18 protein-coding genes and 1 pseudogene are annotated in these 24,364 nt (G+C 55.6%); 10 read left to right on the top strand and 9 right to left on the bottom strand.

Annotated features, from left to right (window positions below):
• Positions 1-138: 138 nt before the first annotated feature.
• On the bottom strand, positions 139-1,923 hold the full coding sequence (locus AC1Q8Q_RS25660) for an amidohydrolase (RefSeq protein WP_492615671.1): 1,785 nt from the start codon (positions 1,921-1,923) through the stop codon (positions 139-141).
• Between the two features lie 308 nt (positions 1,924-2,231).
• Complete coding sequence (locus tag AC1Q8Q_RS25665) at positions 2,232-3,122, bottom strand: LysR family transcriptional regulator (RefSeq protein WP_020797481.1); 891 nt, start codon at positions 3,120-3,122, stop codon at positions 2,232-2,234.
• A 167-nt stretch (positions 3,123-3,289) separates the two neighbouring features.
• Here AC1Q8Q_RS25665 and AC1Q8Q_RS25670 point away from each other — a divergent pair, with 167 nt between their 5' ends.
• From AC1Q8Q_RS25670 to AC1Q8Q_RS25685, 4 genes are all read left to right on the top strand, one after another.
• Positions 3,290-4,372, top strand: a complete 1,083-nt coding sequence (locus tag AC1Q8Q_RS25670; protein ID WP_083349079.1) for a 4-oxalomesaconate tautomerase — start codon at positions 3,290-3,292, stop codon at positions 4,370-4,372.
• 44 nt (positions 4,373-4,416) lie between these two features.
• Positions 4,417-5,748 (top strand): C4-dicarboxylate transporter DctA, encoded by a 1,332-nt coding sequence (dctA, locus tag AC1Q8Q_RS25675; RefSeq protein ID WP_083349080.1) that lies wholly within the window; start codon positions 4,417-4,419, stop codon positions 5,746-5,748.
• A gap of 141 nt (positions 5,749-5,889) precedes the next feature.
• Positions 5,890-7,194, top strand: a complete 1,305-nt coding sequence (locus tag AC1Q8Q_RS25680; RefSeq protein ID WP_020797484.1) for a CitMHS family transporter — start codon at positions 5,890-5,892, stop codon at positions 7,192-7,194.
• Between the two features lie 93 nt (positions 7,195-7,287).
• A complete protein-coding gene (locus tag AC1Q8Q_RS25685; protein ID WP_454865867.1) occupies positions 7,288-8,541 on the top strand; it encodes an OprD family porin in 1,254 nt (417 codons plus the stop codon).
• 190 nt (positions 8,542-8,731) lie between these two features.
• On the opposite strand, the gene AC1Q8Q_RS25690 is transcribed toward AC1Q8Q_RS25685, so the two are convergent.
• The 5 genes from AC1Q8Q_RS25690 to AC1Q8Q_RS25710 all read right to left on the bottom strand — a co-directional run bounded on the left by AC1Q8Q_RS25690 (position 8,732) and on the right by AC1Q8Q_RS25710 (position 14,508).
• The gene (locus AC1Q8Q_RS25690; protein WP_020797486.1) at positions 8,732-10,030 is read right to left on the bottom strand and encodes an MFS transporter; all 1,299 of its coding nucleotides are present in this window, start codon (positions 10,028-10,030) and stop codon (positions 8,732-8,734) included.
• 47 nt (positions 10,031-10,077) lie between these two features.
• Positions 10,078-11,235 (bottom strand): tricarballylate utilization 4Fe-4S protein TcuB, encoded by a 1,158-nt coding sequence (gene tcuB, locus AC1Q8Q_RS25695; protein ID WP_168758085.1) that lies wholly within the window; start codon positions 11,233-11,235, stop codon positions 10,078-10,080.
• Complete coding sequence (gene tcuA / locus AC1Q8Q_RS25700; RefSeq protein ID WP_492615672.1) at positions 11,222-12,673, bottom strand: FAD-dependent tricarballylate dehydrogenase TcuA; 1,452 nt, start codon at positions 12,671-12,673, stop codon at positions 11,222-11,224. The genes tcuB and tcuA overlap by 14 nt, the downstream gene beginning before the upstream one ends.
• A gap of 170 nt (positions 12,674-12,843) precedes the next feature.
• Entirely contained in the window at positions 12,844-13,779 is a 936-nt protein-coding gene (locus tag AC1Q8Q_RS25705; protein ID WP_020797489.1) for a LysR family transcriptional regulator, read from the bottom strand.
• A gap of 339 nt (positions 13,780-14,118) precedes the next feature.
• Complete coding sequence (locus AC1Q8Q_RS25710; protein WP_492615673.1) at positions 14,119-14,508, bottom strand: carboxymuconolactone decarboxylase family protein; 390 nt, start codon at positions 14,506-14,508, stop codon at positions 14,119-14,121.
• A gap of 97 nt (positions 14,509-14,605) precedes the next feature.
• Here AC1Q8Q_RS25710 and AC1Q8Q_RS25715 point away from each other — a divergent pair, with 97 nt between their 5' ends.
• The gene (locus AC1Q8Q_RS25715; protein ID WP_492615674.1) at positions 14,606-15,514 is read left to right on the top strand and encodes a LysR family transcriptional regulator; all 909 of its coding nucleotides are present in this window, start codon (positions 14,606-14,608) and stop codon (positions 15,512-15,514) included.
• A gap of 105 nt (positions 15,515-15,619) precedes the next feature.
• Here AC1Q8Q_RS25715 and AC1Q8Q_RS25720 read toward each other — a convergent pair.
• Positions 15,620-15,811: pseudogene (locus AC1Q8Q_RS25720) on the bottom strand (aldehyde dehydrogenase family protein); the annotation flags it as partial.
• A gap of 390 nt (positions 15,812-16,201) precedes the next feature.
• Between AC1Q8Q_RS25720 and AC1Q8Q_RS25725 the strand changes: the two are divergent.
• From AC1Q8Q_RS25725 to AC1Q8Q_RS25740, 4 genes are all read left to right on the top strand, one after another.
• Positions 16,202-17,119 (top strand): ketopantoate reductase family protein, encoded by a 918-nt coding sequence (locus AC1Q8Q_RS25725; RefSeq protein ID WP_492615675.1) that lies wholly within the window; start codon positions 16,202-16,204, stop codon positions 17,117-17,119.
• An 818-nt stretch (positions 17,120-17,937) separates the two neighbouring features.
• Entirely contained in the window at positions 17,938-18,657 is a 720-nt protein-coding gene (locus AC1Q8Q_RS25730; RefSeq protein WP_492615676.1) for a helix-turn-helix transcriptional regulator, read from the top strand.
• Between the two features lie 47 nt (positions 18,658-18,704).
• Positions 18,705-20,102 carry an amidase family protein gene (locus AC1Q8Q_RS25735; protein WP_492615677.1) on the top strand — a complete coding sequence of 466 codons (1,398 nt, stop codon included), beginning with the start codon at positions 18,705-18,707 and terminating at the stop codon, positions 20,100-20,102.
• Positions 20,103-20,334: 232 nt separating this feature from the next.
• Positions 20,335-21,636: a carbohydrate porin gene (locus AC1Q8Q_RS25740; protein ID WP_492615678.1), complete on the top strand. Its 1,302-nt coding sequence runs from the start codon at positions 20,335-20,337 to the stop codon at positions 21,634-21,636.
• Between the two features lie 68 nt (positions 21,637-21,704).
• On the opposite strand, the gene AC1Q8Q_RS25745 is transcribed toward AC1Q8Q_RS25740, so the two are convergent.
• Positions 21,705-22,619: a LysR family transcriptional regulator gene (locus tag AC1Q8Q_RS25745; protein WP_492615679.1), complete on the bottom strand. Its 915-nt coding sequence runs from the start codon at positions 22,617-22,619 to the stop codon at positions 21,705-21,707.
• Between the two features lie 118 nt (positions 22,620-22,737).
• Between AC1Q8Q_RS25745 and mdlC the strand changes: the two genes are divergently transcribed.
• Positions 22,738-24,327, top strand: a complete 1,590-nt coding sequence (gene mdlC / locus AC1Q8Q_RS25750; RefSeq protein WP_492615680.1) for a benzoylformate decarboxylase — start codon at positions 22,738-22,740, stop codon at positions 24,325-24,327.
• Positions 24,328-24,364 lie beyond the last annotated feature (37 nt).

Genomic DNA, 24,364 nt, shown 5'->3' on the forward strand with positions numbered 1-24,364 from the left:
CGCCCTTCACCTGTTTGGGAGCCAGGGCCCCGCGTATGTTCTCGGCAGCCTCACCTTGTCCGCGCATCATGCGTAAGCGTTTGCCAAACACACCTACCGGCTTCCAACACCGCGATAAGCCGCGACTTCTAGAAATAGTTATCCTTCTACTGCCTGATAGACAGTGTCGCCCTCTTTGATCGTTTCGAGAACTTGGATGTCCTTGATTGTTTCAGGGGCAACCTTGGTAGGATCCTTGTTCAAGATAACGAAGTCGGCGAGTTTGCCTGGCTGCAAGGTTCCTTTGCTCCGTTCTTCAAAATATTGATAAGCCGCAGAGGCCGTAATGGACTTCAAAGCCACGTATGGGCTGATGCGCTGGTCAGGTCCAATCACCTCTCCCGAGCGACTGGTGCGGTTGACTGAGGCAAAGACGATCATCATTGCGCTAGGTGTGGCGACTGGCGCGTCGTGATGCTCAGTGAAAAGCATTCCGCGTTTGATGGCAGAGGCGGCAGGATCCCAACGAAATGCACGCTCTTTGCCCATGGTCACATCGCGGTGCCAGTCCCCCCAATAGAAGGTCTGCATGCCGAAGAAAGACGGGATGATGCCCAGCGATTTCATCTTGTCCAACTGATCTTCACGAACAGCCTGAGCATGAATCATCACCGTCCGACGATCACCTTTGCCGTACCTTTTTTCGGCTTTTGTCACCGCATCAATGAATGCGTCGGATGCAGCATCACCATTGCAATGGGCAAGCACCTGCCAGTTACTCTCAAATGCCTGATTGACAAGCGCTTCTCTATCTTCAGCTTTGGGAACTGCAGGGTAGCCTTTGTAGTCGGCTGCCTGGCCTGGCGGCGGAACCTTGTACGGTTCTGTCAGCCAAGCAGTGCGTCCTTGGGGAGAGCCATCCAAACTGAGCTTTACCCCGGCGATCCGGAAGTGGTTGTCGTACTCGACACTCGGAGAAACCGTTTTCATGAAAGCCTGCTCAGCCTGAAGGTCTGGATAGGCTGCCACATCAATCTTCATCTTTTTCTGGCTGGCCAGTTTTTGCCAGGTCTCTACCTGCGCTTTGCTGGCTCGGCCTTCCTGGGCCGTGGTAAATCCGTATTGTGCGTAGTAATCGGCACCGGCCAAGGCAATTTTTTCATTCACCGAAGGGTCAAAAGTGGCCAGCAGTTTGAAGATCGGGGCGAAAAACGCCATTTCCTCCAGCACGCCGTCAGGGGTTTTACCGTCGCTTGTACGACGAATCACGCCGCCGGAAGGGTCGGTGCTCTGCGCCGAAATGCCGGACATTTCCAGTGCTTTATGATTCATCACTGCCAGGTGGGCTGACTGATGGATAATGACAACAGGCAGCTCGGTAGAAACCTGGTCAAGATCATCTGCGTTGGGATGGCGCTGCTCCACCAATTGAGAGTCGTCATAGCCAAATCCGACAATCCAGCCAACCTTATCGATAGCGACAGCGTTTTTTTGCTGCCAGCTTTTCAACGCAGCTACCACCGCTGGAATGGATTTGCCCCCGCCATCCGGAGGTGGCAGCAGGTTAGCGGACAGTTTCTGAAAGCCCGTTGTCCAGGCATGGCCATGCGCATCAATGAATCCCGGAAGAAGTACCTTACCTTTCAAATCCACAAGGCGACTGTGATCTCCCTGACCCTTCAGGACATCAGTCTTGTTTCCGACAGACAGAATCTTTCCGTCCTTCACGGAAATCGCCTCAGCATAGGTTGGATTATCACCTTCCATGGTCAAGATAGAGCCGCCGAAATAGACGGTGTCTGCGACTTGAGTAGCCGCCTTTGCAGCGCTGAGGCCGCTGAGCGGAAAGCTGAATACCAACATCCCAATGGCTGTCCATTGAAATGCAACGCGTTTTTTAGGCATTTTTCCCGGATGATTTTCTTTCAACTGGATGCACTTCATCGATCATTCCCTAGATGGCGTTGACTAAGTCCTAAGGACAGGTCGAAATCGAGCGCTCCTGTCCGCTTGGCAGTAAAGACCAAGGATCGAAGGGGTGTACGATAAAAACAGTGCCGGACGATCCAGTCGCTTAGATTTCTGCGAGTGTTATTCGTAAGCGGCTGAGTGTCACAGGTAGGAGGCGACCCGATTACGGCTGACACGCGCCAAAATGTGATCATTGATTTGATGCACCGGCGCGTTTTGCTGGATAAGCCGCCCAAGCCGATCGGCCTTTCTCTCAACTTAGGCTAGCGGGAACTCAAGGGTCATTGCTCCCACTGTTCCAGTAGGATGGAGACGAATTTTTCCGCTGCAGGGGAGAGGGAGGCGCCTCGTCGGTAAACCAGTCCCAACGATCGGTTCACAACAGGCTCGATCAAAGGGATGCTCACCAACGTTGGATGATCCACTGCAGGCATTGCCAGGCTCGGCATTGCCGAAACGCCTAATCCAGCTTCTACCAGACCCAGCGATGTAGACAGGTGTTGCACCTCATAAAACCACTGCGGGCGCCAGCTCAAGCCCGACAAAGCGTGGTCAAGCAACATTCGGTTGCCGCTCAGGCGACCGACCCCGATCAGGCGGTAATTGCTGAGTTCAGACCAGGTGACGGCGCTTCGTTTGGCCAACTCATGATCGCGTCGACACGCCAGTACAAAAGGCTCGTTGACCAACGGCACGAACTCTATGTCCGGGTGCTGGCCGCTCATCATGTTGATGCCAAAGTCGGCTTCGCCACGCAGGACAGCCTCCAGCCCTTCGTTCGCACTCAGGTCAAGCAAGCGAATGCGAATTTGTGGATAGCGCTCGTTGTAGAGACGGATGACCGATGGCAAAAAATAGAAGGCTGCGGTGGGGATGCAGGCCAGGGTTACCCGGCCGCTTTGGCGCTCTGCCAGCTCCCGGATGTTGAGTATCGAGTCGTCGAAGTCATCCAGTAAGCGTCGTGCCTTGGGCAGGAAGTCTCGCCCGACACTGGTGAGGCTTACCCTTCTTGTCGTGCGATCGAGGAGCGCTGTTCCCAATCCCTCTTCAAGCTTTTTCATTCTGCGACTCAACGCAGGTTGAGAGAGATGCAATGCATCGGCAGCTTCGTGGAAACTGCCAAGTTCTGCGATCTTCACGAAAGATCGAATGTCATTGAGCTCATAATTCACTTTTTTTATCCCCTCAGAGGAGCGTTGGTCAGCCCAGTCATCCTAGGTTTATCATTCGTCAAACGCAATAATCAGGCTGATATTTGCATTGGAAACAATTTTGAAAGCCTGCGACTCTTGCTCACAAGACATCAATAACCCCCATTGATCAACAAGAGTCAGTATTCATGCAACGAATTCCCTGTGTGCTAATGCGCGGTGGTACTTCCAAGGGCCCGGTATTCCTCGCCTGGGATTTACCTGTTGCGATCGCAGAGCGTGATGAACTGTTGCTCAACCTTATGGGTTCTGGGCATGAGCTGGAAATTGACGGTATCGGTGGCGGTAGCCCACAAACCAGCAAGGTGGCGATCGTCAGCCCGTCGCTGCATCCTGATGCGGATGTCGACTATCTGTTCGTTCAGGTCATGGTCTCCCAGCGTCGAGTCGATACCGCGCCCAATTGCGGAAACATGCTCTGCGCCGTTGGCCCGTTCGCCATCGAGCAGGGGCTGGTCAAAGCCTGCAAAGACCTGACCCGTGTGCGTATTCGCAACCTCAATACCGGGACTTTTGTGAACGCCGAGGTACAGACCCCCGGTGGCACGGTCAGCTATGAAGGCGACACCGCCATCGATGGAGTGCCGGGTACCGCCGCTCCTGTGCAACTGACGTTCCTGGATGCTGCGGGCAGCAAGACCGGCAAACTTTTCCCGACGGGGCAAACGCAGGATTTAATCGACGGTATCCCCGTGACCTGCATCGACATGGCAATGCCGATGATGATCGTCGAAGCCGGCCAACTGGGTAAACAGGGTGATGAAAGCCCTGCTGAACTGGATGCCGATAAAGAGTTCCTGCGTCGCCTGGAGTCCTTGCGACTGCAAGCGGGCCTGGCAATGGGCCTGGGTGATGTCAGCGATAAAGTGATTCCCAAGCCCGTACTGGTATCTCCGGCCAAGGCCGGCGGCACAATCCAGGTGCGCTACTTCATGCCCCACAACTGCCACCGGGCCTTGGCGATCACCGGTTCCATCGGCCTGGCCACCGCTTGCGTCACGCCAGGCAGTGTGGTCGCGCAATTGCTTGGCGGGGTTAGCGAGCCGCGCTTGAAGCAAGTACGCATTGAACATCCAAGTGGTGGAATAGATGTCGTATTGTCTTACACCGGCGATCAGGGTGAGACCATTCGCGCCTCGGTGGTACGTACATCGCGTCGACTGTTCTCCGGTTTTGTCTACGCCGCGGCTTCCCAACGACTCGCCGGATAATTTCCCCCAGTCATTGCCGTTGTTGCATCAGCACAATTCTAAAAATGGGTGATGCCATGAAAGTTGTAAAATCGCTCTACTTCCAGATCCTCCTCGCCGTGCTGTTGGGCGTGCTGGTCGGACATTTTTGGTCGCAACAGGCCATTGCCTTGAAACCGCTGGGTGATGCCTTCATCAAGCTGATCAAGATGATGATCGCTCCGGTGGTTTTCTGCACCATCGTCACCGGCATCGCCGGCATGAGCGACAAACGCTCCCTCGGCCGCCTGTTGAGCAAGACCATGCTGCTGTTCCTGGCGCTGACCGTGATCAGTTTGATCATCGGCCTGGTGTCGGTCTACCTGTTCAAGCCCGGTGTGGGCATGAACATTGACCCCACCCAGTTGAGCACCAAGGGCCTGTCGCAGTACACCGATTCTGCCGCGAAGCTGGGAGTGGTCGAGTTTTTCATGCACATCATCCCGGACACGTTCATCGGTGCTTTCAATAAAGGTGAAGTACTGCCGGTGTTGTTCATCGCAGTGCTTTGCGGTTTTGCACTCTCGGCGATCGGCGAGCGTGGCAAGCCGGTGCTGGATGTACTGGAATCCGCCTCGCACATGGTGTTCAAGATCTTCTCCTACCTGATGCGCTTCGCTCCGATCGGTGCCTTCGGAGCCCTGGCGTTCACCGTAGGCCAGTACGGTATTACATCGCTGGGCTCGTTAGCCAAGTTGATCATGACGTTGTACATCGCCTGCGCGTTCTTCGTCTTTGTGGTGCTGGGGAGCATTTGCCGGGCCAATGGTTTCAGCCTCTGGAAGCTGCTGCGCTACTTCCGTGAAGAATTCCTGGTGGTGTTGGGGACTTCTTCCACTGAGCCTGTGATGCCGCGGATGCTGGAAAAGCTGCAAGCCCTGGGTTGCAAGAAAGGTGTGGTGGGGTTGGTGCTGCCAACGGGTTACTCGTTCAACCTCGACGGTACGGCGATCTACCTCTCGCTGGCAGCAGTGTTCATTGCCCAAGCCTGCAACATCGAACTGAGCATGACCCAGACCGTGACCATGCTGGCGATCATGCTCTTGTCCTCCAAGGGGGCCGCAGGTGTCACCGGCGCCGGTTTTGTCGCGCTGGCTTCGACACTCACCGTGATCCATGATATTCCCCTGGCCGGCCTCGCCCTGCTGATCGGTATCGACCGCTTCATGTCGGAAGCCCGGGCATTGACCAGTCTGGCGAGCAACGCGGTGGCTACCGTGGTGATGTCCATCTCGGAGAACGCCTGCGACCGCGAGACCTTGATGCGCACCCTGGACGGCACACCTTTGCCCGCGGTGGCCTCTACCCAAGTCCAGACGCCGGACTGGGACGGCCTGAAGGTCACGGAACACGTCTAACCGGTCACGGCTGAATTGAGCCCCCTTCAATACTTCAATTAACACCCCCCGCCAGGTACCGTTGATCGTGCCATCTGGCGGGCACGGGGTCGTGCGTCTGTGCGTCGGCCACGCTACTCATAAGAACAAGAGAACTTACCTATGCTCGCATTGCTTGGCTTGGCCATGGTGGTGGTCTTCACCGTGCTGATAATGACCAAACGGTTGTCGCCGATTGTCGCCCTGACAGTGGTGCCGATTGTGTTTGCCGTCATTGGCGGTTTTGGAGGCACTACCGGCAAGATGATGCTCGACGGCTTGAAAATGGTCGCGCCTTCGGCCGCGCTCCTGCTGTTCGCGATCTTGTTTTTTGGCTTGATGATCGACGCCGGCCTGTTTGACCCACTGATTCGCAAGATCCTCAAGCGCGTCAACGGCGATCCGATGAAAATCGCGGTCGGCACAGCGTTGCTTTCGCTGCTGGTAGCCCTGGACGGTGATGGCACCACCACCTACATGATTACCTGTGCGGCAATGCTTCCCCTGTACAAACGTATCGGGATGAATCCAATGATCCTGGCGACCATTGCCATGCTTTCTCTGAGCATCATGAGTGGCATGACCCCTTGGGGAGGGCCCGCGACCCGAGCGATCGCGGCGCTGGGCCTGGATGCCGGTGCCTACTTCGTGCCGTTGCTGCCGACCATGATCGGCGGTGCAATGTGGGTGGTCTTCACCGCCTTCCTGCTGGGCCGTGCCGAGCGCAAGCGTATCGGTAATATCCAACTGGAAAGCGGCGGCGGTGATTGCTACATCAAGGCGATTCTTGAAGATACTCCGCACAAGCGCCCGAAACTGGCCTACGTCAACCTGCTGTTGGTGATCGTGGTGATGGTAGCGCTGGTGATGGGGATAATGCATTCCGCGATCCTGTTCCTGATCGGATTCGTACTGGCGCTGATGATCAACTATCCGCAACTGGATATTCAGAAGGAACGCATCCTTGCCCATTCGGGCAACGCGATGACAGTCGTACTCCTGGTGTTTGCCGCCGGTATCTTTGCCGGGATTTTTTCCGGCACCAAGATGGTCGACTCGCTGGCGCAAACCCTGGTTGACTGGATTCCACCGTCTTGGGGGCATCTGTTCCCACTGGTAGTGGCGATTACCAGCATGCCGCTGACCTTCGTCCTGTCCAACGATGCTTACTACTTCGGTGTGGTGCCCATCCTGGCGAATGCCGCTGCGGCGTATGGCATTGATCCGGTGGAGATCGCCCGCGCATCGATTCTCGGCCAGCCAGTACACCTGATGAGTCCGTTGGTAGCTTCAACCCTGTTGCTGGTGGGAATGGTTGATCGCGATATCGGCGACTTCCAGAAAGCCACCGTCAAATGGGCGGTGCTCACTTCCCTGGTGATTACCGCGCTAGCGCTGTTGACCGGGGCGATCAGTCTCTTCACCTGATTCCCCCAATACCACTTGCTTTTTCCTGACGCGCCTCGCCAGTGAGGCGCGCGCTGTCCTGCACTCCAAAAAAACAACAATGAGTAGCTTGTCATGACCACTTTGCACACCCAACGGGCGCTATTTCCACTTCTTTGTTTGATGCCGCTGGCCAGTGCCAGTGCGCAAGGATTTATCGATGACAGCAAGCTCAAGCTGCAACTGCGCAATGTCTATTTCAATGAAAATTTCCGCGACGAGCATGGTTTGAGTGCCAAATCGGCAAGGACGGCGAAGAGCGAGCGAACCGAGTGGGCCCAGGGATTCCTGTTGGATTACCAGTCAGGGTTTACCCCCGGCACCATCGGGCTTGGTGTGGATGCCCTTGGCCTGCTCGGGGTCAAGCTTGACTCCGGCCGGGGCCGCAGCGGCACTGGCTTGTTGCCCGTCCATGATGACGGACGTGCGGCTGACGAGTTTTCAAGCCTGGGCATGACCGCCAAGGCCCAACTGGCCAAGACCACGGTCAAATACGGCACCTTGTTACCCAAGACTCCGGTGCTGATCTACAACGATGCGCGACTATTGCCGCAAACGTTCCAGGGCACACAGATCAGTAGCGTCGACATCGACAACCTCACCCTCACCGGGGGCTACCTGGATCGATTCAAACAGCGTGATTCCACTGACAGCATGCCGATTGTGCCCGACGGTTATGGCGGTGATAAATCAGGCGACTTCAGCTACGCAGGGGCCGAATACAAGCTGGGGAAAACCATTCGCTTGAGTTACTTCTACGGCGAGTTGGAAAATTTTTACCGTCAGAATTTTGCGGGTATCCAGCACGATCTTCCGTTGGGCGGCGGCGTGCTGACCAGTGATTTGCGCTACTTCAACAGTGTTGATACTGGTTCTGCCTACAGCGGCAAGATCGACAACAACATGCTGAGCGGGCAACTGTCCTACGCCATCTCCGGCCATACCTTCGGTGGCGGATACCAGACCCTGAGTGGTGATGCTGGTTTGCCCTTTATCAGTGGCGCTACGGTTTACTCGTTCAGCAACGCCGGGATAGGCAAGTTCGTCGAGGAAGATGAAAAAACCTGGATGCTCAATTACGGCTATAACTTTGCTGCCGTTGGTGTGCCGGGCCTGACGTTCTCCACCCGCTATTTGAGCGGCAACGACGGTAAATCCAACACCACGGTAAAAGAGTGGGAGCGTGATGCCGAACTGGCTTACGTCGTACAGCAAGGCACCTTCAAAGGTCTGGGTGTGCGGTTGCGTAACTACGTTTACCGTTCGGATTATTCCCGTGGCCGAGACAGCAACCGGGTCTACTTTACCTACGACATCGTTCTTTGGTGATCCCCTGATCGCGGCCTCGCGCACCCGTGATGTTGTTTGCTCTGGTTTTAGGTTTGGGCACCGTGGAGCAGGGCTCTGGAAAGGATAGGTAGGTTGTTGGCCTGCATTGAGACGAAGAGGACTCAATGCAGGCCAGGGCGCGATATCTATTCAGCGCAAAGCCCTGAATTCCGCCGAAACCTATCTTTGATCAAGCGTTGACTGGCACTGCTTTTTGCCTGCGATACAGGATCGTCGTCGCTGTGAACCCACACACCGCAGCAAACATCAGCCAGTAGGCGGGCGACGCCTTGTCTCCTGTTGCCTGTACCAGGATTGTTGAGATGGCGGGTGTAAAACCGCCAAACACAGCCGTTGCCAAACTGAATGCCAGTGAAAATCCTACGACTCGTACGTTCTGCGGCATTACCTCGGTCAATGCCGCAACCATCGCGCCGTTGTAAATGCCAAAGAAAAAAGAGAAGTACAGCAGCACGGCGAGCAGTCGTTCGAAGCTTGCCGCCGCGGCCAGCCAATGCATGGCGGGATAGGCGGTGAAGATGCACAGCAAGCTGACCGCCAGCAACAAGGGGCGGCGACCAATGCGATCAGAAATCGTACCGCCGATGGGCAGCCAGATGAAGTTGCTCAGGCCGACGAAGAGCGTGACCACCAGACTGTCGCTGGTGCTCAGGTTCAGTACAGACCGGCCAAAAGTCGGGGTGTAGACGGTAATGAGATAGAACGTGGTGGTGGTCATCGACGCTAACAGACCACCAGCCAGTACCGTGCGCCAGTTGTCGCGCATCGAGCGAAAGACTTCACTGGCACTTGGGTGATGGCTGCGCGCTTTGAAAGCATCGGTTTCCTGAAGCGAGCGGCGAATGATGAAGATGAACGGGATAATCAGGCAACCAATGAAGAATGGGATACGCCAGCCCCAGGCTGCAACGTCCGCAGCGTCCATGGACGCGTTAATCGCATAACCCAACGAAGCCGCAAGAATGATTGCCACTTGTTGGCTGGCCGACTGCCAACTGGTAAAGAAACCCCGGCGTCCGGGCGTGGCGATTTCAGCCAGGTACACGGAAACACCCCCCATTTCCGCACCCGCGGAGAATCCCTGCAACAGTCGCCCGAGCAACACCAATATCGGCGCTGCGATGCCTATGCTGGCGTAGCCGGGCACCAAGGCGATCAATACTGTTCCGGCAGCCATGATCGACAGCGTCACGATCAGTCCCTTGCGCCGTCCCACCTTGTCGATGTACGCCCCCAGCACGATAGCGCCCAACGGACGCATCAGGAACCCCGAGCCGAATACGGCGAAGGTCATCATCAGCGAAGCAAACTCGCTGGTGGCAGGGAAGAAAGTCTGCGAGATGTAGGTCGCGTAGAACCCGAACAGAAAGAAGTCGAACTGTTCGAGAAAATTGCCGCTGGTGACACGCAGGATGGCGCCCAGTTTCGACCCCTTGGATCGGGTGTCTTGAGTTGTTGTTTTCATCATGGCTACCGTGGTGATCAATATTGTTTTTGGAATGGATGGCTCAACGATCAGTCGCTTCCAGCGTTGATCGGGTTCGGTTGGCGTTTTTCGATGGAGTATTTGAGCAGCGCGGCGCTGCGGAAAATGCCATGGGCGAATTTGCTGTAGGGCATGGTCAGGAAAAACGCCATGACCAGGCCGAGATGGATCGCCAGCAGCAGGCCCAGGGCAGTGGTGTCGCGAAACGCGAGAAGTGCGAGGCCGCTGGCGCTAACTAGAAACAGCAGCGCGATAAAGCCGCGATCCATGGGTTTCTGATTCTCGTCGCCGTGCTCGGGGTGGCGACGCAGGTTCAGCCACAACAGGCCTGCGGGGCCGATCAGCAGGCCGAGTCCACCGGTGATACCCAGCATTACCGGCAAGCTCAGGACGGGGTAGGGCGCCGACCAGTCCAACAGGAAATGGTAGAGCGTGGCGACACCGGTGGCGGCGAAGCACAGCATGAAGCCGTAGAAGGTGAAGTGGTGGAAGCGCCGCCGCCACTGGGTGAATTGATCATCGGCGTTATTGCAGCCCTCGCCATGACCCCCGTCCAGGTATTTGAGTTGGGCGACGTTGGCCGTGGCCTCCAGCGCAGCGGCTGTCTTTTCCTGGCGGGGCGCATCCGCCGGTGAAACGTTGCGCCAGAAGCGCCGCACGCCAATCGTCAAAGCAAGTACCGCGAAACCGAAGACCGCACCGAACATCAGTGCCAGGGTGTTATGCGGGAAGATCCCGTAGAAATTTCCCCCGGGCATTGCGGTAAACAGATTGCCCATCGCCAACAACGTGAGGCAGAGAAACAGCGCGAGCCCTGCACCGGATGCCAGCGCCAAAGTCAGTCCGTTGCGCCGGTACAACTTGCCCATCACCTGTGGCCAGGCGTACTCGGCGTAAGTGTCGAGGCGGACCTTGGCCATGGCCTTGGGCACATTGATTTCGAACTCGTGAGGGGCAGCGTACTGACAGGCATGCAGGCACGCACCGCAGTTATGGCAAAGGTTCGCCAGGTAATGGATATCTGCCTGAGAAAACTCCAGACGCCTTGTCATGGCCGGGAATACAGCGCAGAAGCCCTCGCAATAACGACAGGCATTGCAAACGGTCATTTGTCGCTGGACTTCACTTTCTTCAAGGTTGAGTACCGGTATCAATTGACCCGGTGCCTGGGGATCAAACAGCTGCATGTTGGGGCTCCGTGAATGAAGGGGTAAGGAAGCCGGCCGCAGCCGCGGCTTGCACACCGGCGATGCGACCGAATGCGGTACCGATGGCCATGCCGATGCCGGCGGTATAGCCCTTGCCCAATACGTTGCCCGCCATCATTTCTCCTGCAACAAACAGGTTGGGGCTAGGCTTGTCGTTGAAGTGAACGGCGGCGGTTTCGTCGGTAGCGAGACCTAAATAGGTGAATGTCACGCCGGGCTTGAGTGGGTAGGCGCAGAACGGTGGCTTCACCAGCGGGCGGGCCCAATGGGTTTTAGCGGGCGTCAAACCCTCGGTGTGGCAATCGTCCAGGGCGGTGTGGTCGAACGTGCCGACGCGGCAGGCCGCGTTGTATTGCTCGATGGTTTTGACGAATTGAGTAACGGGAAGCTTCAACTGGCGGGCCAGATCTTCCAGCGAGTTGGCTTTAGTGCCCGGGAACACAGGCGGCATGAACCGGCCGAGGGCTTGTTGGTCGATGATCGAGTAAGCCTGTTGACCGGGTTGACCCGCGACCAGGCGCCCCCAGATCGCATACCGCTTGGGCCAGAAGTCTTCGCCCTCGTCATAGAAGCGTTCACCGTCGCGATTAACCACCACGCCCAGCGATACGCAATCGATACGGGTACAGATACCACCGTCATACAGGGGCGCACGGGCGTCGATGGCCACCATGTGCGCTTGGGTCGGGTCGCCAATGAAATCGGCGCCCAGGGCCTGCATGCGCCGAAGCAGTACGCCGGTATTGAAACGCGTCCCGCGAATCAGAAAGTTGTCTGAAGGCCATTCTCCGCGCTCGTTTTGACCCCAGGCTTCGCGGAGCCATTCGCGGTTGGATTCGAATCCGCCAGCGGCCAGAACGCAGGCCTTGGCCTGGATACGCTCGGCGGGAAAACGCTGACCATCGACCTCACGTTCACCGATGTACGCCGCGACGAACTCTCCACCCTTCAACTCAATGTCAGTGACTTGTGCGTTGTAGCGGATCTTGACGCCCAGCTGCTCGGCGCTGCGGAAGTAGGCATTAACCAACGCTTTGCCGCCGCCCATGAAAAACGCATTGGTGCGCGCAACATGTAGGGCTCCAGACAACGACGGCTGAAAATGCACACCATGGGAGCGCATCCAGTCACGGCAGTTCGACGAGGCGCGGATGACAATACGAGCAAGCTTTTCGTTGGTAATCCCACCGGTGACTTTCAGCAGATCCTGCCAATACTCTTCTTCGGGATAGGCATCGACCAGTACATCTTGCGGCGCGTCGTGCATGCAGCGCAGGTTTCGGGTGTGTTGCGAGTTGCCGCCGCGCCAGATTTTTGGTGCACCTTCCAGCAACATGACGCTAGCGCCGGCCTCTCGAGCTATCAACGCTGCACACAAGGCAGCATTGCCACCGCCAATTACTAATACGTCGATCATCATCACTCCTCAATCGCAAGGAGGCATGAACGAAGTGCTCCTCGCGAGTGGGGAGAAGGTAGAGCTGTCAGCTTATTGTCGAAAGGCGCGAAATGAGTTGGGGTGTTTAGTTTTCGTAAAGGCTTTGCCGGTTGGCGCTCACCGTAAAGCCGGGGTAGGGGGCATAGAGATCATGGCGCGACGTCTTCGATCCACGAAGCGCCCGGCCACTGATGATCAATCACCAACTGTCGCGCGACATCAGTGATGACCAGCCGCGCCGCCAGGGCTGCGGGAGCCAGTTCATCATCAGGCAGTGTCGCCAACAGGTTTCGTCGACCCACGTGAGCATCGGAAATTTCCACCACGGAAAGTCCCGACTCGCCTTTAAGCGCCGCCGCCGCTCCGGGCTGGATGGTGGCGGCATGACCTGCGCGTACGGCGTTCATCAATACGGCAAGACCATCCACTTCCATGATGATGTTGGGCGCCAATCCCGAACGTTCAAACGCAACCATCAGCGTAGAACGCAAACCGTGTTGCACACTCGGCATCACCAGTGGAAGTTGACCCAGATCCGCCAGTTGCACGCTGGTTCCTTGGGGGGCGTGGAGCAGGTGAGGTGAGCTGATGACAAATAGTTTCTCGTCGAGCAGCGGCGTCACGCTCCAGCGCTTACCCCCTTCGAGTTGAAACAGAATGGCCAGGTCGATCTGGCGAGCATTGAGTTGCGTGGCCAAATGCCCGGACAGCATCTCGACCAGGTGCAATTGAATATCCGGGTAGCGCTCTCGCATCGCGTTGATCAATGGCAGGGCGAGAACAGTGGCAGTCGTGGGCGCCATTCCGACGGTGACATACCCACTCATTCGCCCACGGTGAGCCGCCATGATCGCATTGTCGGCCTGCCGCAAACACAGCTGGGCATGGTGCAGGAACGCCATACCGGAGCTGGTCGGTGTGACGCCAGTGGTGGTGCGATTAAGGAGGCGGGTTGACAGTTCACTTTCAAGTTTCGCGATCTGTTGGCTAAGGGCTGATACGCCCACGTCCAGTTCAAGCGCTGCGCGTCCCAGGCTGCCGTGTTCGAGGATTTTTACGAAATAACGCAGTTGTCTTAATTCCAAGCGTTGCTGCTCCACGTCAAATCGATGTTGGAATGCCTTCCGATCACCGTGGTGACCACCAAGCTGCAATACAATATAGGAGAGCGACTGAAGATGATTTCTAGATTTGTTGTTGTCCCGCTATCCCAACAAGTGAACGGATGCTGGCCCAACGCGATTTTGTGCCCGAAGGCTCGGCTACGGCCAAAGCCTTGGATTACAGTCTTGCAGGTGTAGCTGCGAGTTCGGTCACAGTTGCAGGCGACGTCGCTACAGAGGTTAATGGCGTCGTGCCAAGGGCAAAGATGCTTCCAGTAAGAAGCACGCGAAGAATAGTTTTCATAACGCGTTCTCCTCTTTTTAGTCGCCACACGATTCAACTCGGTTGGCGAAAACTTCCTTTGCTGCGAACAAGCCATTGAGTGCCGCAGGGAAACCTGCATAAACAGCCATTTGCATAATGACTTCGACGATTTCTTCCCTTAAGGCCCCTACGTTCAGTGCGCCATGGATGTGCACTTTCAGCTGGGGCGCAGCGTTGCCCAATGCGGTGAGCGCCGCCACTACTGCGAGTTCTCTCGTTTTAAGATCTAGGTCAGGCCTTGAATAGATATCGCCGAAGGGAAACTCAATGAGCAGCGTTGCAAAGTCAGGCGCAATATCGCTCAAATTCGCGATGACCTGCTCGCCAGCTTCTCCGTCGATTTCCTTGAGCTTCGCCCAGCCGCGCAAATAACGTTCGTTGTCCATGCCCGATTACCTTTTGGAGTGTTGATGTATGGGGTGGGTCAACCCTATGTCCCACACGACAACGCATCCAATACCATTTTCGTGATACCTTTTCGGTATGACTACCCCTATAGACCTGCGGCAGCTTCGCTATTTCCTGGCCGTCAGCGAAGAGCTGAATTTCGGGCGCGCTGCGGCGCGCTTGTACATCTCGCAGCCACCCCTGAGCAGGCAAATCCGGCAGTTAGAGAATCAACTGGGTGTAGAGTTGTTCCACCGAAACAACGCAGGGGTAACCCTGACGGAAGCCGGAGCAGCTTTTTTACCGGAAGTGAGACGTACACTGGCTCAGGCGGAGAAAGCAGTTGCCGTGGCGAGGGCGACAAGAAGCGCCGATGGTGGACAGTTTGTCGTTGGCTATACGACCGTCTTCGACCGCAGTTCGATCCCCGATGTGTCTGAAGGTTTTCGTCAACGCTTCCCAAACTGGCGGCTAGTTACCAAGGGAAAACACTCGATAAGCCTCGTTCGAGACATCAAGAATGGCGTAGTAGATGCGGCGTTCATCGAATTGCACACTGAAACTCAAGGACTGACGGTGGAAATCGTCCATGAAGAGTCTCTGGTTGTTGTCTTGCCCGCTGATCATCGGCTGGTCAAAAAGCGCCAGCTTGGGTTTGACGATCTATGTAACGAGACGATGTTCTGGTTCGAGCGCCGACTTAATCCAGGGTTCTACGACCATTGCCAGGCGTTTTTTGAACAAAATAATTTCAAACCCAATATCACCCCCGAACCGCCGGATCATCACATTCTCTTAGGGCTGGTTGCAGAGGGGAACGGCTTTGCACTTATCCCGATGTCGTTAAAAAACGTCAAGCGCCAAGGTGTCGTCTTCCGGACGTTGAAAGCCGAGTTCAGAAAGCTGTCGATGGGTATCGCCTTAGCCTACTTGGAGCCCAATCCGTCGCCCATCCTGCGTCCATTCCTTGATATGGTAAGGAAACAGCGCTCGACCTCCATATGAAGTATTGGGATCTACCTCGTATCGCGTGAAAGTGCTGTCAGAAAACGATGTGCATTCACGACGTTTTCCTACGTATTGATGCGTAGTGTCCTGTATGCCTATAACAGCGCGAACTTGTCTGGCCACTCGGTATGCACGACCGACGTCGCGAGTCCAGACACCCCCGGCCAAGCCGAAGCGACTATCGTTGGCAATGCCGATCGCATCGGCTTCGTCTTTGAACGGAATCGCCACCGGCCCTAAGATTTCCGCCTGCGCGCAGTAAAGGTCGTTCGTACCTGCCAACACCCCTGGGTTGCGAGGTCGGAACAGGGATGATTTCGCCGTGCAGTTTGCCTGCCCAATCCTGCCGTACCCATCAGAGTCAGTGAGGGGAAGTAGGCCGACTTGGCTACCCCGATCCGGGAGTTGGCGGCTGCCATTACTCGCCCCGCCGCGGCAATGTCAGGGCGGCGCTCATGCAACGAGGAGGGCAGACCCACTGGGATTACCAGAGTAATCGCTTCAATTGGTTTCGCCGGGAAGTCGAACGCGGATTGTGCATCATCACTGAACGATTGTGAGTTGCGTTCGCGGGAGGGGCCGATACCAAAATAGAAGGTATTTATCTTAAGTAGGCTTGGTATCTATTTGTGTGACTGCTGGCCCTTTTTCTACAGTTACCAGATATTAGGCGGGGATATAGTCATGAAAATCGCAATTGTCGGCGCAGGTGCAATGGGAGGGCTTTTTGGTGCGCGCCTAGCGCTGGGTGGGCAAGAGGTCTCCTTTGTTGAAGCCTCTGAAGCCACCATCGCGGCCATTCAGCGCAAAGGCCTGCAGCTCGTGACGCCTTCGGCAACGGAGCGCGTGATGGTTCCTATTGGGCGGGCGAAGGAATTCGCGGGAACCTTCGATTTGGTAGTTATTTTTACTAAGGGCTTTCACACGGACATTGCTATTGAGTCGGTGCGACATCTTGTCGGGCCTACGACCTGGGCGCTATCTGTGCAAAATGGCTTGGGCAACGCCGAGCTGATCTCCAAAGTCGTCCCTGCAGAGCGCATTATTGTGGGTATGACCAATCTGCCCGCTGATCTGGTTGAACCAGGTGTCGTCCACAGCCATGGTGATGGCCATGTAAATCTTTGGCCATGGAATGGTGAGGATAAATCGGTAGCGCGGGATATCGCAGAGACCTTCCAGCAAGCCGGGTTACCGTGTCGGGCCGATCCAGAGGTTCAAATTGCCATCTGGGAGAAGGTAGCTTTCAACGCTGCTTTGAACTCGGTCTGCGCGATTACACGCCAAACCGTGGGAGGCGTTGGGGATTCTGAGCATGGTAGGAGTTTGACTGCAGGTGTTATCCGAGAAACGGTAGAGGTCGCTAATGCTCTCGGAGTGGATGCTAAAGCCAGTCGGGTAGAGGATGCCGTTAATCACGCCTTTGCCAATCATCACCAGCACAAGCCGTCGATGTTGCAGGATGTCGAGGCAAAGCGAAAAACTGAAATCGACTTCATCAATGGCGCCGTTGTTGAGCGAGCCAACGAGCATGGGATCGACACCCCTGTGCTTTCATCGCTGCACAGCTTGGTCAAGCTCATTGAGGGCGCGTATCTCTGAACAGTGGTAATCATTGCCTCGAGAAGATCGGAAGGTAAAGCACTGGCCCGCCGTGGCGCTGTAAATATCGCCATATCAAATCAGGCCACTCCGGTCTCACCTGGAGTGGCTTGAATTTGTTCGAAGAACCAGCTGAGGCCAGGTGATTGAATGCTTCTGGAGTGCCAGTGAAGGGTGCCCTCAAACGCTGGTACATTGAGTGGGAGCTCAAGAGTTATAAGCGGCTTGGTCAGGGGCATCTCACAGAAACCTCCGCGATCTGCGAGCGCAGTGTGACCAACAACTCAGCACCAGGGATTACCTTTGGTAGGACGGAAAAGTGTGTAAGCCTGAGCTTGATTCGACGCTTGTCATCGAGTTTTTTGAGTACGTCCTCGGCCATTCCATGTCCCGATGTTCTTGTGACCAGGACATGCGGTTGCGCAAGGAAATGCACCATCGACAAATCATCGTGAATCCGAGGGTGACCTGCGTCTAGCAGGCAAACATAGCGTTCGCTCACAAGTCTCTTGGAGGCTAGTCCTGGGCCGCTGATGCCCCGGCTACAGATTCAGTCAGGCTCCTAATGTCTTTACGATACTCACCGTGAATATTCGACCTATCTAGCAGAGCTACCAACCAATCTGGTACCTGGCAGAGAGTACCTTGGACGGACTATTTTCCAGGAACAGTTTCACTGTCTCAAGTGCTCTAGCACCTGCCTCTACACGACTGTTAGCGATAGATGCCAGTATTTTTGAAGCGTTTAACAGAACAAGCCACCTAATTCAGGTTCGGAAATTGCTAGGAGACTCGTGTGAAAAACTGGGAGCAGGCCCATGCATATCAATCAAATGGACATGACGAATTCTGAGCTTGGCCTTTTTGCTCAGATCGTCTGGCGACTCCGCACGGGTGGTGCGGGGGATGAAGTTCGTCAGCAGGTGCTCGGTGATGTTACCCAGCTGCTTCGATCTGACTTCGGAGCCTCTTACCTTTGGGATAGCTCAAGGGGGCGATCCACGCGCTGCGCTGCAGTCAATATTGATACACGTATGCTGCGGCAATACGATGACCAGATTCACATGCACGATACCGTAACACCGGTGTTAAGAGCCCAGCGGCAAGCTGCTTGTGTGGATGATGTTATCAGTCGGCCTACCTTGGAGCGCAGTGAGCATTACGCCGACTTCCTCCGACCGTGTGGGATGCACCATGGAGTGAACGTTTTCTTCTTCAACCAGGGACGGGATGTGGGGGATCTACGCATATGGCGCAGTGCTGACCAACCTGCGTTTGGCCCCAGAGAGCTCACTCTGCTGAACGCCCTCACGCCTTACTTCCAGCAAGCGCTATCGGTTGAGCTGCCTCTAAACGGTGCCCTGAGTCCGCGAGAGCGTGCTGTTGTCGAGCACGTAGCGGCTGGGCGCAGTGACAAGGAGATCGCACGCCTCATGTCCATTGGCTTCACAACGGTACGTACCCATCTGAAAAACGCCATGGCCAAGACCAATTCGAGCAATCGAACCGAGCTCGCCATGCGGGTGGGAATACACTAAACCTCCTCATTAATGAGGATGTTTGCCGGATATTTCCATGTGCGTAAATGAATCATCGAGACCTGCAGTGGGGATCGACTGATTCTCAAGGAATATCCGTGAAGACCAGACTCTCCTGTTTAGCGATTGGCCTTTTGGCAGCAAGCGCTGGCGCATCGGCGTCGAACGTACCGAAAGACTTCTACCTGATGAGTGCTGAGCAGACGGCACAAGCCATCTGCGAAAAGAAGGTTTCCAGCGAATCGGTTGTCGGCTACTGGCTGGCCCGTATTGAAGCGCATCCTGAGCTTAATGCCTTCATTTCTTTAGACCCAAAGAGAGCCTTGGGCGAAGCTCGTGCTGCAGACGCGCGCCTCGCAGAGGGTGAGCAGTGCCTTCCATTGGGCGGCGTCCCTATAGCGATCAAGGACAACATTCAGGTCGTTGGTTTCACGAACACAGCAGGCACGCCAGCGCTCGGTAATTTCTTTCCGAAAGCCAATGCCCCGATTATCGATAGGCTCCAGGCCGCAGGCGCCATTGTGGTCGGCAAGACCAATATGCACGAGCTTGCGTTTGGCGCTACCGGCTACAACACCGCTTTTCATCTTCCACAGTTGGTCGGTGTGCGCAATGCCTTTGACAACACTCGCATTGCCGGTGGTTCGTCATCAGGGAGTGCCGCTGCTCTGGGCGCTCGCTTGATTCCAATCGCTATGGGGACAGATACAGGTGGCTCTAGCCGTGAGCCTTGCGCGCTAAATGGCTGTGTTGGTTTCCGCCCAACGGTTGGTCGATATAGCGGTGTAGGCATCACACCTATTTCGACCAGTCGCGATACGGCAGGCCCAATGGCCAATACTGTTGGAGATGTCGTGCTGCTGGATTCGATTCTTAGCGGTGTCTCGCCTCTGAAGCCAATACTGGCCCACCAAATTCGACTGGGCATTCCAGATTTCTTCTGGGCAGATTTGGAACCGGAAGTCTTGACACAGGCCAGCGCCGCAGTCGAGAAGCTACGCAGTTCAGGCGTTGAAGTCGTCTCAGTCAGCATGCCGGGTATCGGTCAATTGGCATCAGCTGTGGCAACGCCAATCGCGATCATGGAAGCGCGCAAGGCCCTGACGGATTACCTGAAATCACAATCCACCGGAGTGTCATTCGAAACCCTGGCCGCCAAAATTTCGAGTCCTGACGTCCGAGGTATTTTCTCGGCCATGGTCGTGCCTGGTCATGTCCCTGGGCCTGATGGAAAGATGATTCCTGGCGGCCCAGCTTATGAGCAAGCGATCAAGACGGGTGTCCCAGCCTTGCTAGCTCTGTATCAGAAGACATTCGCGGACAACAAGCTCGATGCTCTTCTGTTCCCCACGGTTCCAGAGGTGGCAATCAAGACCGCCCTGACGCCGGAACGCCTCAAAAATTTGGTCGGATTATTCGAAATACCGATCCGAGCAGCAACGTGAGGATGCCGGGTCTCAGTATTCCCGTCGGTGTTGGGAAAGAGTCCGGACTTCCTGTAGGTATGGAGATTGACGGATTGCCTGGAACGGACGACCAACTTCTGGCAATCGGTCGCACGCTTGAGTCGATTTGGGGGCCGGGCCCACTTCCGCCCCTCGCACGCTGATCGGCTGTTCTTACCTTAAGCGCAGCTGCCCTGGCTGCGCGAATAAAAACCTTTCTCGGATTAACCGAATGAACGCGATCCCACTCGTCGCAGGTACTTCTGCGCGCCGATTTTGTGTAACCGCTGTTGTGGCTTTGGGTAGTATGGCGAGCTCGGCATGGGCCGATTCGGTGCCTACAGACAGTAGTCCAGTCAAGGCGCACCTGATCGTTACCGATCTGATGCTGGAGAACCTCAACACTGGCCCTCGTCCCCATACATTCGCCAACGCTGGCGCCATTTTCGCCGGCGCCGATTTTGACATGTCCAAGCTCATGGGGTTGCCAGGCGGCACGTTCCAGTTTGAATACACATTCTTCCCGTGGATGCGCAATGAAGGTCAGCCAACTGCAGGCGCTTGGCAAGGCGCTACAGGTAGCGCACTAGGTGGCGCACCTATGCATAACGACATCGACAAGGGATATCTGTCGAAGTTTGAATATCGGCAAATGCTGTTGGACAACCGTCTTGAGCTCGACGTTGGCCGTAGCAATGCCAAGCAGCATTTCTACATGATGAACTGCGAGAACTGGGTTACTTGCAACGACCCCATCATTGAAAACACCACCGGAATATTACCTTACCCATACGGAAGCTGGGGCGGTTACTCGCGTTACTCATTCGACAATGGTCAGTACATACATGCTGGCGCTTTCGAGTCCAATCCTGCCCATTACATCAAACGCACCAAGGGTTGGGACTGGGATCCTGGTGACGCGAGTGGTATCACTTGGTTGGCAGGCGTTGGCGCTCAAAAAAGCTTCGCGCAGACTCCTTTGGCCTATCACTACGAACTTAATGGTTTTTACAATACCTCCGAACAGACCGACGTATTGGATGGCTCGAACCGTCGTGGTAGCAGCGGCTTAATCTACCGCTTTATGCAAACGCTATCTCGCGAAGGCGGTTCCTCTGCCGGAAATCCAGACAAAGCGTGGCAAGTATTCGGCGCGTGGACTTGGAGTGCTGATGATCTGCAGCCTTTCGAACACTTCTTGGAAGCAGGTATAACTCGCGTTGGCCCATTCGGGCGCCCTCAGGATTCAGTCAGCTTGAAAGCGAGCTACCTACGTTTGGGAGACAAGCAAGTTCAATATCAGCATGACCAGCGGTTGCTGGCCACCGGTGTTGACCAAGGAATGTCAAAAGGGGAGTCGCGAGTGGAGCTCAATATGGTGTGGCAGGCGACACCTTATCTAGCACTTCAGCCAAGCGTGCAGTACGTGTTCAACCCCAGTAACTTCTACAATCCACAGGCCGAGGTTAGCAACGATGGGGCCGTCGTCGGATTGCAGATAGTTTATAACCTGGGCGCTCAACTCGGCCTTTAAATCCTTGGCTTGGGCGATAATTAGATCTCAGCCGCTCAGGGTGGAATATCAGACACCAGCTTGATCCGTCAGGCCACGCCGGGCTCGCCTAGGGTGGCCTGAATCTGTTCGAAGAACCACTTAAGCCCCGTTGATTGAGTGCTCCGGGAGTGCCAGTGGAGTGTCACTTCAAAGGACGGTACATCGAAGGGCAGTTCAAGCATTTTAAGCGGCTTGGCCAGTGGCATTTCACAAAAGCTGTCCGCGATCTGGGACGGCAGAATCACCAGCAATTCGGTGCCCGGTATTACCTTTGGAAGGACAGAAAAGTGAGGAATCCTGAGCTTGATCCTTCGATTGACCCTGAGTTTCTGAAGCACGTCTTCAGCCATGCCATGCCCCGATGTCCTTGTGACCAAGACATGTGGCTCTGCGAGAAACTTTTCCATCGTCAGCTCTGAACCAATCCGAGGATGATCCGCGTCCATCAAGCAAACGTATCGCTCGCTCAGGAGCTTCTTGAATGCAAGCCCAGATCCGCTGATGACCCGGCTGCAGATGGCCGCGTCGATGTGCCCGTCGTTCAACCATGTCCCCACCTGGTCGATCTCTAGCGGAATGATCTCAAGCTCGATATTAGGTGCCAGGATATTCAGCTGACCCATGAGCTTGGGCAGCAACGCCATCTCCCCCAAGTCAGAAAGCGCTAGCCGAAATTGCCTGCTTGAGTGGCCAGGCTCAAACCTTCTTGCCTCAGCCACTGACTCCTCAATACAACGTGCAGCCTGCTTGAAGCCTACGTATAGCTGAGCAGCAAGCCTCGTTGGCTGCATTCCCTGGCTATTGCGTATGAACAATGGGTCGTCGAATTGCTCACGTAGTTTCCCCAGGCTGTAGCTGATTGACGGCTGGGTGACAAACAGCCGTTCGGCGGTAATCGTCAGGCTCTGCGTTTCGTAAAGCGTGACGAAGGTGGTGATCAAATTTAGATCGAAATGAGCCATCCGTAGACCTTTATAAAAATAAGTGGTGTCTATGTGGTAGTCATAAAATATTGATTTGATCGATTTTAATCGAATTTTTACAGTAGGAGCAATCGGACACACCCTGGAAGATGACCCAATGAAAACAATTCACTCTGCCGCATATGCGCTTTTGCGTCGCCATGGCATGACCACCATCTTTGGTAACCCCGGATCCAACGAGCTTCCTTTTCTGAAGGACTTCCCGGAGGACTTCCAGTATGTCCTCGGTCTTCATGAAGGCGCTGTGGTGGGGATGGCGGACGGCTATGCTCTCGCCAGCGGTAAGCCTGCTTTCGTAAACCTCCATGCAGCAGCGGGTACGGGCAATGGCATGGGGGCTCTCACCAATTCTTGGTATTCACACAGCCCGTTGGTGATCACGGCAGGTCAACAGGTGCGTTCGATGATTGGCGTCGAAGCAATGCTGGCCAATGTGGATGCACCACAACTCCCCAAGCCATTGGTCAAGTGGAGCTATGAACCCGCAACGGCTCAGGATGTTCCTCGGGCTCTGAGCCAGGCGATCCACATTGCTAATACTTCTCCCAAAGCGCCGGTGTATCTGTCTATCCCATACGATGACTGGGAGGAGCCATCTCCGCTCGGTGTGGAGCATCTTCTTGAGAGAGAAGTCCAGACTGCGGGTGCTCCCGACGCGCGGCAGCTGGCAGCCTTGACCAAGCAATTGAATGAGGCCAACAACCCTGTTCTCGTTCTCGGCCCTGATGTGGATGCTACCCGTTCCAACGATTACGCCGTCGCCTTGGCCGATAAACTGAAACTGCCTGTCTGGGTTGCTCCATCGGCATCACGTTGCCCGTTCCCGACTCGCCATCCTGGCTTCCGTGGAGTATTGCCTGCCGCCATCGCAGGGATCAGCAAGACGCTTGCTGGCCACGACCTGATCATCGTCATCGGCGCACCGGTTTTCCGCTATCACCAGTTCGCACCAGGCGAGTATCTTCCAGCAGGAGCCCGGCTCTTGCACATCACGTCCGATCCTCAGGAAGCAGCTCGCGCTCCTATGGGGGACGCCCTGATCGGCGATATTGCAGTGACTCTACGCTTACTGGCAGAGGGCGTTCAGGAGAAGGCTAAGCCCTATCCTGCGGCCCTCCCTTTGCTACCAAGCATGCAGGACGAACCTCATCACCTGCGCCCGGAAACGCTGTTCGATGTTCTTGATGCAGTCGCACCCTCAGATGCGATTTACGTTAAGGAATCGACCTCCACGACCACCGCGTTTTGGCAACGAATGAATTTGCGCCACCCCGGCAGCTACTACTTTCCTGCTGCCGGCGGATTAGGCTTTGGTCTGCCAGCAGCTGTTGGTGTGCAGTTGGCTCAGCCTGACCGGAGAGTCGTCGCGTTGATTGGAGATGGCTCTGCCAACTATGGGATCACAGCGCTCTGGACGGCTGCGCAGTATCACATCCCGGTGGTGTTCATCATCCTGAAAAACGGAACTTATGGTGCTCTGCGCTGGTTCGCAGGTGTGCTGGACGTTGCGAACGCTCCCGGTCTGGATGTGCCTGGACTCGACTTCTGCGCGATCGCCAAGGGGTACGGGGTAAAGGCTATGCACACCGACACGCGTGAGAGCTTCGAAGCCGCACTCAGAGCTGCTCTGGACTCAACTGAACCTACCGTGATCGAGGTTCCAACTGTGACGATTCAGCCTCATTGATGAAAGGCGGGGGCCCGAATGGGCCTCTTGGAAGTCC

It is taken from the genome of Pseudomonas sp. GW823-FHT06B06, assembly GCF_058795195.1.